This window comes from Shewanella profunda, from assembly GCF_023283765.1.
Taxonomy (GTDB): Bacteria; Pseudomonadota; Gammaproteobacteria; order Enterobacterales; family Shewanellaceae; genus Shewanella; species Shewanella profunda.
The window spans coordinates 79,810-91,295 of the sequence record NZ_JAKILG010000016.1 but is presented as its reverse complement, the minus strand read 5'-3'; the positions used below and the strand labels follow the sequence as shown (position 1 = coordinate 91,295).

Here is an 11,486-nt window from a genome sequence, read left to right as displayed (position 1 = left end):
TTCCACTAATTTATGCATAGGCCCTCCGGTGTGATGGGGTTTCTCTTGGTCGAAAGATCCGATCACTTGGAGGGCTATTAGTTCAAATTTTCTTATCCCGAGTTCAGGTTAGCTAATAAAAACCGCTGTCGGCCTCTAGGCTAACAGCGGTTTTTTTATGGGCGATAATACTCTGGATAACGGATAACGGATAACGGATAACGGATAACGGATAACGGACTAGGATTCAGTCTTTTGCTTACTCAATTCAAGCAAGGCTCTGGCCGCTGGGGTTAAGGGTAAACTTTGGCGCCAGATGAGGGCTAAGTCCCATGTCATTGCTGGCTGCATCGGCTTGAAGATTAATTTGCTGCTAGTGAGTTTATGGCAGATAGGCTCAGGCAAAATGGCGACCCCCATATCCGCTTCGACCATGGCAGCGAGGAAATCCCACTGGCCGCTGCGAAAGGCAATATTGAGTTGAACGCCTGCTTTACGGCTGAGGCGATTAATCAGCTTGGCGAGGGAGAAATCCTCGTTATAGAGGATAAAGGGATAGGGTTCGAAATCTTGCCAATTAATTTGGGCTTTACCCGCTAGGGGATGTCCCTCTGGCAAACAAGCCAGCAAGGGGTACTTAGTCAGAGGTTGATTGACGAGTTCAGTTTCATGGGTCGTGGGGAGCGCGGTAAAGGCAATATCGAGACTGTTATTGAGTAGCGCCTGTTCGCAGCCAAATCCCCCATATTCGTACATTTGGAGTTCAATGCCGGGATAACGCTTACGGTAACTCGTCAGCAAGCCAATAATAAGGCTGCTCATCATTGGACATACACCCAATCGCAATCGTCCTGATTTGAGGCCGCTAAGGTTACTCATATCCTCCTGTAGTCTATGCCATTGGCCGAGAATTTCCCTCGCACTATGTTCAAAGAGCTGTCCAGCTTGGGTGAGTTCCACTTTTTGGTTATTACGGATAAGCAAGGTTTGGCCGAGACTTTCCTCGAGTCTTTGAATGATTTTGCTCAGTGTCGGCTGAGTGATAAAACATTTTTGCGCTGCACGGGTAAAGTTTTCGGTTTCCACTAAGGTGAGAAAACACTGTAAGGTCTTGATTGGAATATTCATGCTTAAATGGAATCCACGCTATGGCATTAATTCATTTTACTGATGATTGTCTAAGTATTACTTTGACCTTGTTAACAGAAAAGGAGATTACCGATGAAATCTAGTTCAAGTCTATGGGTAGGTGCTTTGTGGCAGGCGGCTATGCCTGTGGCAAAAGATGTGCAAAAAGCTAAAGTGGCACAAACAACAACTCCAACGGCTCCAGCGGGTCATTTGCATAAAGCAAAACAACAAGTAAACCCAGCCTAGGCTGGGTTTTTACTTTCTGGTGTTTCCTGCGTCAATTTTCTTCCTCTGCTTATTTTTCCTAGTTAGTCTATTTATTCCTAATAAGATAACCCTATTTTAACTTGGCTATTTAGGGCGACGGTGAGCCCGCACAAGTAGGCTGAAAAAATGAAAGCTACTCTAACTGACTAGGGTGGCTTTGAGCTTGCCGAGGAATGTTCTTACTGAACAGAGAACTGATCCTCAACCAGTGGCGCTTTATTTTCAGCTTGAGCGACGTGGCACTGGGTGCATAAATATTTGTGCAACCGGATAGGCGCGGTAAAGGTCGGAGACGCGGGCTGTCATCGAGCCTGTGTGCCAATACTCCAGAACGCGGCCAGTTGACATCCATAGATCGTATTCACTGTTAGGTTCTTCGGCGGCAGGCTTATAGGGCAAGGCGAAGATCACCGCTTTACCATCTGGTTTACCGCAAAACTTGAAACCTTCGCCGGCTTTAACATAAGGATCGCTACCCTCAACGAAGCGGCGCAGGGTTGTTTTGCCATCAACCACTGGCCAGCGTTGACCACGTGTTTCATAGTTGCGGTAAGCCGACTAAATCATGCCATAGCCACGACCGAATGCGGCATATTCTTCGAAGATGCCTTTTTATACACTTATTTAGAGCCCTGCTAAGGTTTTCATCTATTTGGGCAATAATGGCACTTTATACTACTTTTATAGTAAGCCTGATGAATGTGTTTGCTTTGCCTTTACCGCTTTCGCTTCGAAACCGTTTGTGCGGGAAGTAAGGTGTAGAAACAGTGTAGTTGTTTTTATGCAATAAAATCAGCAGGTAACTCTGATATGACTGATAGCCCAAATGAAATTGTTATCTGCAGCAGCGATGATTTTTGAGGGAGATAGCAATAAGGATATTGGTGTATGAATTTGATTGATTTAGAATTTTTCGACTCTTGTGCATTTATGCTATCAGCTAAGGGAGAATGGTTAGCCGAAAACTATCTATTCTCAAATAATGTATTTTTTTCAAGTGCAAAAAATCAAATATTGAACCATTTAAATTCCCAAACCAATCATTTTTCAGAAGTGAAACCTATTTTTGTTGGAGGTAAGTGGGTTGAATTTAAAATAGTGAAAGGTGTTGATGATAGTTTTATTGTTTTTTGCTCTACGGTTATCAGTAATTCAGTTGCTGATAATAAGAGGCAAGTCCCGCTAGACGATGAGTTTATCGTTACAAATACAAGTAATAGCCCTAATGGAAGTGATAGTACCACTGAAAGTGATATTTTTAGTCTTTTCTCCTCAATATCCGATGGTTTACTCTTAGTCAACAAAGCTGGTTGTATTGAGTTGTTGAGTGACCAAGTTGAACGCTTTTTTCCATACATTTATGTTGAAAACTATATCGGAAAACCTATTTTAAATTTGGTGACAGAAATTGTGGCAAATGAGTTTTCTTCTATTGATCGGGATCCAACAAGGGTATTAAGTTGGTTTAAGTTTAAAATATTAAAAGGTAAGGCGATAGATTTTATATTTAAAACAAGAAATGGCATGTTTGTTGAGTATCGAGATCGAGTGTCTGACAATGGTGGCAGAATTGGGTTATTGGTTGATGAAACAAGAAAGTATAAGGTAAGAGGCGAACTTAAAAAAGATTATACTAAAATGTTGCAATTGAGTAAGGTTCAAAGTGATTTTATTGCTACCCTGGGACATGAGATCCGAACGCCATTGAATGCGGTTATAGGTCTGATAGAGCTCAGCCTAGGCGGCGTTAGTTCCCATGATAAAACATTATTATCTGCAGCATTCAGTACTTCAAGGCAAGTCTTATCATTGATTAATAATATGCTGGACTTGAAAAAGGTTAAAGGGGATGATGCTGGCCTCAATAAGACCTCGATTGACATTCGCAGTCTAGCTGAAAGAATAATTGAAGTTTTTAGTATTCAAGCCGAGAAGAAGTCGATAAAACTTGACTTCTTTATGCCGCTAAGTGTGAATAAAAATATCATCTGTGATGAAGTTAAATTAAATCAGGTTTTATACAATCTGATGGGGAATTCTATTAAGTTTTCTAATAAAAAAGACCCTTTTGTGTTACTCCTTATTGAGGATGTAGAACAGTCATTCGATAAGATAACCCTGAAATTCACTGTCGTTGACAATGGAATAGGCTTGACCCATGAACAACAGTCAAGAATATTTAATAAATATGAGCAGGCGTCATCTGAAATATATGAGAAGTATGGTGGTACTGGTTTAGGTTTGTATATTAGCAGTGAAATTTGCAAAAAGATGGGGAGTGAGATTAAAGTTGTCAGTAGCTTGGGTAAAGGAAGTGCTTTCTATTTTGTCGCTGAATTTTTATTAGATATGAGTTATATGTCATCAGACTTTATTAGTGACGGTAAATATAGTCTTATCAATAATAAAGCTATCACGTGCTATACAAATAATTATTTTTTTAGTCATTCAATGAAAAAATACTCAAGCGGCCTAGGTCTTAAGGTTATCTATTTATCTAACGAGGAGTTGTTAAAGGTTGATAGTGTGAATTCAGTTTTTATTGTTGATGTTAATCAAGGGGGGAACCATTCTGAAGTTGATTTGCTATCCCAATTATCGACTAGAAATGAAACGGTTGCTGAGCTAAGAGGAATATCCTCCATCAATATCCCATCAGATTATGAGATTATTTCTTATCCGCCAGTGAAGATAAGGCAAGTGATAGATTTTATAAATGGGCATTGTGAGTCAACTATCTTAGATACTGTCATTGCAGACGCTCACGATTATGGAAATATTAATATTCTTGTTATTGATGATTGTAAAGAGAATTTATTCGTCATCGATAAACAATTAACGTCAATAGGGGTCAAGGTAGCCTGTATTCAAGATTCAATGCAAGCAATAGAATTATTCAAAGTCAATAAATATAATCTAGTTATTTCTGACGTGATGATGCCAGATATCTCTGGTGCGGATTTAGTGAGTGTGATTAGAGATATTGAAAAGTATAAAAATCTAACACCCGCTATCGTTATCATGTTGACTGGGGATGATGGTGATCTTTGTAAAGAGTCCTGTTTAAAGGCGGGTGCCGATCGTGTGCTGGTTAAGCCCTTAGTTCTAGCTGATTTAGTCAGTCTATTAGATGAGGTAAATGACACATTATCGGGTTTTATGATTGATAGTTCATCTCAGGATACGCGTGATAGCACTGTGAGCGATGATTTCTTTTGTATTGATAATGATGAGGCTGATACCTATGATGCTACACAGTGCGATCCATCAGCTGTGCATCCACCAGTTAATGTATCTGAGGTGTATAAATTTGTCGGTGATATAAGTGATGAAGAATTAGACTTATTTTTGGACCAATATTACAGTAATTTATTGCTGAAATATGAATTGTTAAAGTCCGCTGTTATAGAAAAAGATACGATTAAAATCAATGCCATTAGCCACACTTTAAAAAGTAATTCACTCTTCGTCGGCGCAAGAAGTTTGAATCTAGCTTGTCAGAGATTAGAGGATGCATCGAGTAATAAGATTGGAGACTACGAGGAATTAGTCAATTTATGGCATACAGTGGAAAGTGATTTACTTGCAGTGATCGCGTTTTTTGCTAAAAGGAGTGATGCACATGGACAGGAGTAGTTATGAATATATTGTGCTTTATACCAATGATCAAGATAATGATAGGTTGTTAATTAATCTATTAATTCGTCATTTTTCTCGTATTCATGTCATCACCTCGAATGCGGAGTTAACTGAACAGCTTAGTCATGCTGTTCCCAAGGTGATTCTCGTTGCTGCCGAAACCTTACAAGACACCCTACTTATTTATTATGAGGCGATAGAAGAGCTTCAAGATGTCAGAATATGCGAGCATGCTATCGTATCCCTTATCCCTAAACATCAAGAAAAAGAAGCCTATGAAGCCTATCGCAGTGGGGTTATTAATGATTACTTGATTGCAAGGCCTGTGTATGAAATGCATAGGATTATAATTATTTGTACGCATTTATTAAGGGAGATAGGTTTAAGGTGTCAATATAAAAAAGTAGAAGATTTTGTTAATGTACAAGAGAATTACTCATTACACATAAAAGAAATTGTATTAAAAGGGGTTCAGAGGAAGAAAGATTTAGAGCATGAATTTGTATCAAGTTTAACTGAGATTGATAAAGCATTAGATAGAGCAGAGGCTCGGCTAATGAGCAATAAATCAGTTGAGTTAGATCTTGCGGCCTTGAAGAAAATACTCTCCGTCATTCGCTCTAACGAAATTAGGCCAGCTCTGCTAAAACTACAGAATAAGGCCTTAAACTTATTAGAACTCGTGGTTGCCGATGTATCAAATGTAGCTGAATTAGCAGAAGCCCCCTTGTCGAAAGATAATAATATTGGGGCTAGCCATAATATTGAAACCACTGCAACTAAAAATGATAGTGCTGTTGCTAAAAATGATGCTACTGGTGTTAAAGGCGAGACTGTTACTTCTAAAAGTAAGTACACATATAATCGACTATATTCAGAGGGAAGGCGTGATGCAGCAAAAATTGAAGTACCTGTAGTCCCTAAAATGTTAATTGTTGAAGATGATCATATCAGTTTAAATTTGACTATTATGCTTCTTAGAACCTACGCAATTGAACTTGATACATCATTTTCAGGACGCATGGCATTGGATTTATTGGCAAAGAAAAAGTATGACGTTATTTTAATGGATATAAATCTGCCTGATACTAATGGATTTTATATCATCGCCCATATTAATAAAACTAATGGTATTAACTCAAAAACACCCATAGTGATGCTTACAGGAAATAAAAATAAAGCTTCTGTGCAACAGGCTGTTGATGCAGGAGCTAAAGGTTATATTATTAAGCCATTATATAAAGATTCTGTGGTGAAGTTATTTCATAAATATGATCTTCCATTACACCTTCGATAGTGGGTTTATGTCTTGTTAAATCAAGGATTAGCGGTGATGCAAAACCTTAATACCCCGTCAGCTCCATATAACCCACACCAGTATGGCTGCCTGATAGTTGCACGGGGCCTTCCCAGTAAGGGGTCGATAGCGGCATAGCGCTATTAGAGTTGAGTGGGGAAATAGTGAGGTCAATATTCTCACTTGGGATTTTAACTTGCCAACTTACGGGATAGTCGCCATTGACTGTGTGATGCCAATCGAGTGGTGTCATTTGAATGCCGTTAGGCTGATCTGTTGAGTTAATATTGCGACCTGTACCATCAGAAAACATTCGTCTAGCACTATAAAAGGCTGAAATGGGAGCGTTTTTATTCCCCTGTGACTCATGTGGTAAGTCATCCCGTAATTGAAATAACATCAGTGCAGAACCATCGTTTAATCGTAGGGCAAACCAGTCCCAGCCCTGTTGATTTTTAGTGAGAAATTGCGAACTCCATTCTCTGTCGAGCCAACCTTTGCCCGTTACCCGCTCCACTTTTCCATGACGGGTGATTTTACCCGAGATATCAATAAAAGGCTGGCTGTAATAATAGGAGGCAACTTTACCATCACGGCTTTTAACGCTGTAACCATTATCGCCTTGATATTGCAAAGGAGCTTGGCTATCAAGTTTAAGTTGATAACTAAAATCTTCATTTTCGACGCTTAATATCGCGGGGAATAATGTTGTATTTTCACTCTTCCATGTCCAGTTATCTAAGTGGATCTGATAGGGGCTCGCTTGAACATCGGCAAACTCACTGTGGTGGCGTGACCACTTTTCGTGGGCAAGGTGATCATTGCTTGAGGTTAAGGCGCTGTGGGCAAAATATAACTGCTGACTTGCCCAAGTCGATTCATTTTCTATGTTGGAATTTGCAGATTTAAGGGCAACTCTAAATTGTGTCCATTGGGCGCCGAGTCGCTCACCTTGCTCGGTGGTTAGGTTCGCGGTCAGATACCACCATTCTTGCCTAAAATCATTGTGCGCTAAATGATCCCGCGGAAACTCAAAACGGTAACCTTGGATGACGGGAGCAAAGGACATCTCGTTGTCGCTATTAGAAGACTCCTTGCTTGATGCACTACTTAGCATATTCCCCATGGATTTTGATGGACTGTTTTGAGTGGCTGGAGATTTATCACAGCCACTTATCAGTATTAACCCCACCATCAAAGCACAGAAAATGGCTTTAGGTGTTTTCGCATTGACTCGAGTTGCGATGGTCATCGTTTTTTGCTTTTTCATCATAAAGTTTCCTGCTGTAAACTCGCGACTAAGGGCTTGCGGGTTTGCCAATATAAGGGCAGGAGAACAGCCAGAGTGCAGGTAATGAGTGCGATAAGGATAGCATTACCATAGGCTAGCCAATCCCAAATCATGTCGATTGTCCAACCAAAGGCTTGCAGCGTGATTTTATTGATAAGTAGATAGCCTAAAAGTGCGCCCGTTGGCAGTGCGAGCAAACAGGTGATAAGCACTACAATCAGCATTTGCACAAAGACCATAATACGTAATGCCCTACGGCTTACCCCCAAGGCATATAGTCGAGCCAGTGGTGCTTGCCTTGCCTGCGTTAACATTAAGCAGGCACTAAAAAGTCCAATGGCGGCGACAATTAACGTCAAACTGTTTAGCACTAAGGTAATAGAAAAAGTGCGTTTAAACATAGCAATGGCTTGGGTCTTGATTTTCGCTTGGCTGTAGATTTGTGCTCTAGATAGCTCAAGCTCTTGTGCTAATTGGGCTTCGAGTTTATCGAGCTCAGTATCACTGATCTTAGCTTGGTTTTTGCCGTAAAAACTCGCCGCTAAGCTAATAGGCTGTAAAGGTAATTGTGCCTTTTGCCATAGGCTTTGGCTGATAATGACTTCATTTCGGGTATTGCCGTGATCATAGTAAATTCCGCCAATAATCAGCTTGTTATTATTCGATTTACCTGTTTTATCGAGCACATCAAGTGCGACGCTATCCCCAAGCTGTAAATGATATTTGATAGCCAGAGGTTCACTCACCAGTAAATAGGGCTGTTCAAAGTAGGATTGCCAAAGTGTGGGTAAACTCTCCTTGAGCGCGCTGGTATAACGTACTGAATAATCATCGCGACTTAACAGATTAACCGCAACCGTCTGCTTACTTGAGGTATTGTTTGATGTGTTAAGGTTGAGTTGAGCGTCTATTTGCCATTGTTGGTAAAGCCCACTCACCCTTGGGTCATTGGCGAGTTGGGTTTGTATCGCTTCAATGCGATGGCTCGGTGGACGGATATAAAGATCGGCATGTAATCTGGTTTCAAGCCAACCGCGCAGGGTTTGCTCAAAACTACCGACTAAGGTATTCATCGACACGTTGGCGCTGAGGGCGAGTAAAATAGCCATCATAGCGAGGGAGAGCGGCGCAATTAACTCGCGGGTTTCGGCTAACAGGTATTGCCATAGACCTTGACGTGCAAAGGGCTGCAGTATACTGACTCCCCAATGCAGTAGCAGCGGCAATAATAACGGTATCGCTATGGTGACTATGCCGAGCAGCACTAAACTCACGTCATAACTTTGGCTAAAGGGAAACAGTAGGGCTGCGAGGCTTAATAAAATGCAGGCAAAAATAAATTGTTTACTGTGGGTTTTTCGATGGGCTTGGGTTTGTTGATAGCGGTTTGCACCTTGGGCCAGTGATTGTCTCGTTAAGTCTAAATATAAAGGCAAGCAAGCCGCTAACGCGGCCACCAAAGTGAGGGCTATTGCCTCAAATAACCATGTCCATTGCCAAATGCCTGGCAGCAAATGGGCGCCATACATTTGCTCTAATGTCATCGCCACCATAGGTTGTAACCAATGGCTGAGTTGTAACCCTATGATAAACCCGAGGCATGAACCCACAACCACAAGCAATACGAGCTCAATCATTAGCGCCGCCATCACGACACTGCGTTCCATTCCTTGCTGTAGAAGCTGAACCAGTAGCTTTTGACGTTTCATCAGGCTATAGCGTACACCGTTGTAAGCGATAAAGAGTCCTACGACAAAGGCGAGCATACTCATTGCATTCAGGTTTAAATGAAAACTGCGAGTGAGAGCCATAAGAGCTTGGCCCTGATCCTGCTGATTAAAGCTGGCTTTTTGTGGCGTAATATCCAGTGAGTCGAGTTGGGATTTTAACGCCGGGAGTCTGTCTCGTTCACTAAATAGGGCGATATAGCTGAGTTGTCCTTTAAGGTTGAGTAATTTCTGAGCAAGGGAAATGTCCGCCAAAATAGCACTGCCTAGACCAAACTTATCATCGATAGCGATAACCTTTAGGGTCATTTGCTCTAGGGCAAGCTCACCATAGGGGGCTATTTTTTGGGCTAAACCTTGGCCCATCACCACCACAGGCTCGCCACTCAGTAATGCTGCTAGGGGGAGATCTTGTATTGACGCGCCCGATTCTAGATCTTTACTGGCTTGGGATTTTTGTAGTGTCAGTGCGGCAACTAAATCGCTACCTTCAATCTGCCAAAATTGGCCATTCTTCCCCGCTACCCGACCATTGACTACGGCAAGGCTTTGGCTGAGTCCGGCTTGTCTTAGGGCGAAATACACGGATTCGTCTAAGGTATCTTGTCCTATGGGCGCCGTGAGTAATACATCGGCTCGCTGACTTAATAGTTCAGTGGCTTCGCTATAGCTGCGAATGGCGTTGTCATTAGTGGCTTTGACCCCAATAAGCAGAGTCACCGCGAGTGCGATACCCAGCAATGTCGCTCCAGCTTGGAGTGGAGCGTGGCGGTAATGAGCCAAAAATAGCTGTAAGCCGAGCCTTATCCGCCTCAGGATACCGTTAATGAGTGCCTGCTTTTTTACGGTTGTTTTAACCATTTGTTGTGTTTCCAAGGCGCGTGTCATCCCGAAATTGCCACAGCACCATGGGACAAATGCCAGCGTTTTTGCATAAAGACGGCGCATTCTTCGCTATGGGTGACCATCAGAATGCTGGTTTGGCTTTCCCTTGCGAGTTCACAAAGTAGTGACATCACTTGCTTACCCGCCACGTCATCTAAGTTACCCGTGGGTTCATCGGCAAGCAGTAAACTGGGTTTGTGGGCTAAGGCGCGGGCAATAGCGACCCTTTGTTGCTGCCCACCGGATAGCGCTTCAACTTGCCTTTGTAGGAGTGGCGTAAGATCCAGTTTATCCACTAAATAATCACACCAAGGCGACCATGATTGCTGGATGAGGTTGAGGGAAAAAGCGATATTATCTTTTACATTCAGTGGCGTCAGTAAGTTAAATTGCTGAAATACAACCCCCAGTGATTGGCGTCTAAAATGACTCCATTGGCTATCTTGCCAGTTTTTAGTCGATTGATTCTCAAGAAATATTTCACCACTATCTTGGGTTTCAAAGCCTGCGATAAGATTTAATAAAGTGCTCTTTCCGCTGCCGCTTGGCCCAGTGAGTGCAACTGTGTCACCTTTGTGGATCGCTAAGTCAACGGATTGCAGCACGGTATGGCGCTGTTCTCCATCGCGAAAACTTTTACTGACTTGAGCCAGTTTAGCTACTTCCGTCATTTGAACTGTTCCCCGTGACAAGCTAAAGAGTAAAGATAAAGCAACTTGTATTCACATAGATACTGATATTTCTATTAAAAAGTTCACTTTAATTAGGGCGGGGATTTTTTTGCGGTCAAATATTTTCCGAACAAAATGTAATCTCAAACTGGTAGCACACATTATTTATAATATTGCTGCTCAAAAATTCAGCAAACAAGAATATTGGCAAATAACTGTGAGCAAACAGGCTTGAGCTCTTAACGGGTTTGTTGCATGCTGTGCGCCCTGTTAAATCGATATGCTGATATCGATTTAACAATCCGTTCGGATGAAGGTAGCAGGAGAGTGGGGAATTAACCCCACACCGACGAGGCAACTTTGTCTTTTTATCCCACACTCGATTTTTAAAATCAGTTGCAGGGATGAGAAGCAAAGCACTCTTTCAGGTGCCGCAAGGCGTGGACTGCTACTGGACGAGCCTCTGGAGAGACTACCGCTACACGCTAACAGTGTGGAAAGGTGGCGCCGAAGGCGAAAGTGTCGCAGTGTTCTTGTTGAATATGCGATGCGAAACGCTCAGGCAAAAGGACAGAGGAGAGGATGACTGCACAGTCCCT

7 protein-coding genes, 2 pseudogenes and 1 riboswitch are annotated in these 11,486 nt (G+C 42.0%); of the genes and pseudogenes, 3 read left to right on the top strand and 6 right to left on the bottom strand.

Features of this window, described 5'->3' with window-relative positions:
* Positions 1-219 precede the first annotated feature (219 nt).
* On the bottom strand, positions 220-1,107 hold the full coding sequence (locus L2744_RS10200) for a LysR family transcriptional regulator (RefSeq protein ID WP_248991808.1): 888 nt from the start codon (positions 1,105-1,107) through the stop codon (positions 220-222).
* Between the two features lie 93 nt (positions 1,108-1,200).
* On the opposite strand from L2744_RS10200, the gene L2744_RS10195 reads away from it, so the two are divergent.
* Complete coding sequence (locus tag L2744_RS10195) at positions 1,201-1,356, top strand: hypothetical protein (protein ID WP_248991807.1); 156 nt, start codon at positions 1,201-1,203, stop codon at positions 1,354-1,356.
* 200 nt (positions 1,357-1,556) lie between these two features.
* Here L2744_RS10195 and L2744_RS10190 read toward each other — a convergent pair.
* Both L2744_RS10190 and L2744_RS10185 read right to left on the bottom strand, forming a co-directional pair.
* Positions 1,557-1,640 (bottom strand): annotated as a pseudogene (locus tag L2744_RS10190) (nitrate reductase cytochrome c-type subunit); the annotation flags it as partial.
* A pseudogene (locus L2744_RS10185) lies at positions 1,621-1,989 on the bottom strand (periplasmic nitrate reductase subunit alpha); the annotation flags it as partial. The pseudogenes L2744_RS10190 and L2744_RS10185, both read right to left, overlap by 20 nt.
* Before the next feature lie 276 nt (positions 1,990-2,265).
* On the opposite strand from L2744_RS10185, the gene L2744_RS10180 reads away from it, so the two are divergent.
* Both L2744_RS10180 and L2744_RS10175 read left to right on the top strand, forming a co-directional pair.
* Complete coding sequence (locus L2744_RS10180) at positions 2,266-5,013, top strand: hybrid sensor histidine kinase/response regulator (RefSeq protein WP_248991806.1); 2,748 nt, start codon at positions 2,266-2,268, stop codon at positions 5,011-5,013.
* Positions 5,000-6,313, top strand: coding sequence for a response regulator (locus tag L2744_RS10175; RefSeq protein ID WP_248991805.1), 1,314 nt, complete (start codon positions 5,000-5,002; stop codon positions 6,311-6,313). Before L2744_RS10180 ends, L2744_RS10175 begins: the two co-directional genes overlap by 14 nt.
* 46 nt (positions 6,314-6,359) lie before the next feature.
* On the opposite strand, the gene L2744_RS10170 is transcribed toward L2744_RS10175, so the two are convergent.
* Genes L2744_RS10170 through L2744_RS10160 form a run of 3 tightly spaced genes read right to left on the bottom strand, consistent with a single transcriptional unit; the run spans position 6,360 to position 10,887 of the window.
* Entirely contained in the window at positions 6,360-7,586 is a 1,227-nt protein-coding gene (locus tag L2744_RS10170; RefSeq protein WP_376711944.1) for a lipocalin-like domain-containing protein, read from the bottom strand.
* Positions 7,583-10,192, bottom strand: coding sequence for an ABC transporter permease (locus L2744_RS10165; RefSeq protein ID WP_376711943.1), 2,610 nt, complete (start codon positions 10,190-10,192; stop codon positions 7,583-7,585). Before L2744_RS10165 ends, L2744_RS10170 begins: the two co-directional genes overlap by 4 nt.
* A 23-nt stretch (positions 10,193-10,215) precedes the next feature.
* Positions 10,216-10,887: an ABC transporter ATP-binding protein gene (locus L2744_RS10160; RefSeq protein WP_248991803.1), complete on the bottom strand. Its 672-nt coding sequence runs from the start codon at positions 10,885-10,887 to the stop codon at positions 10,216-10,218.
* A gap of 453 nt (positions 10,888-11,340) precedes the next feature.
* A riboswitch (glycine riboswitch) is annotated at positions 11,341-11,471 on the top strand.
* Positions 11,472-11,486 lie beyond the last annotated feature (15 nt).

Bases quoted from the DNA above. Each gene is read 5' to 3' on its own strand.
- L2744_RS10160 (WP_248991803.1), bottom strand. From the start codon at position 10,887: ATGACGGAAGTAGCTAAACTGGCTCAAGTCAGTAAAAGTTTTCGCGAT.
- L2744_RS10170 (WP_376711944.1), bottom strand. From the start codon at position 7,586: ATGATGAAAAAGCAAAAAACGATGACCATCGCAACTCGAGTCAATGCG.
- L2744_RS10200 (WP_248991808.1), bottom strand. From the start codon at position 1,107: ATGAATATTCCAATCAAGACCTTACAGTGTTTTCTCACCTTAGTGGAA.
- L2744_RS10165 (WP_376711943.1), bottom strand. From the start codon at position 10,192: ATGGTTAAAACAACCGTAAAAAAGCAGGCACTCATTAACGGTATCCTG.
- L2744_RS10175 (WP_248991805.1), top strand. From the start codon at position 5,000: ATGGACAGGAGTAGTTATGAATATATTGTGCTTTATACCAATGATCAA.
- L2744_RS10195 (WP_248991807.1), top strand. From the start codon at position 1,201: ATGAAATCTAGTTCAAGTCTATGGGTAGGTGCTTTGTGGCAGGCGGCT.
- L2744_RS10180 (WP_248991806.1), top strand. From the start codon at position 2,266: ATGAATTTGATTGATTTAGAATTTTTCGACTCTTGTGCATTTATGCTA.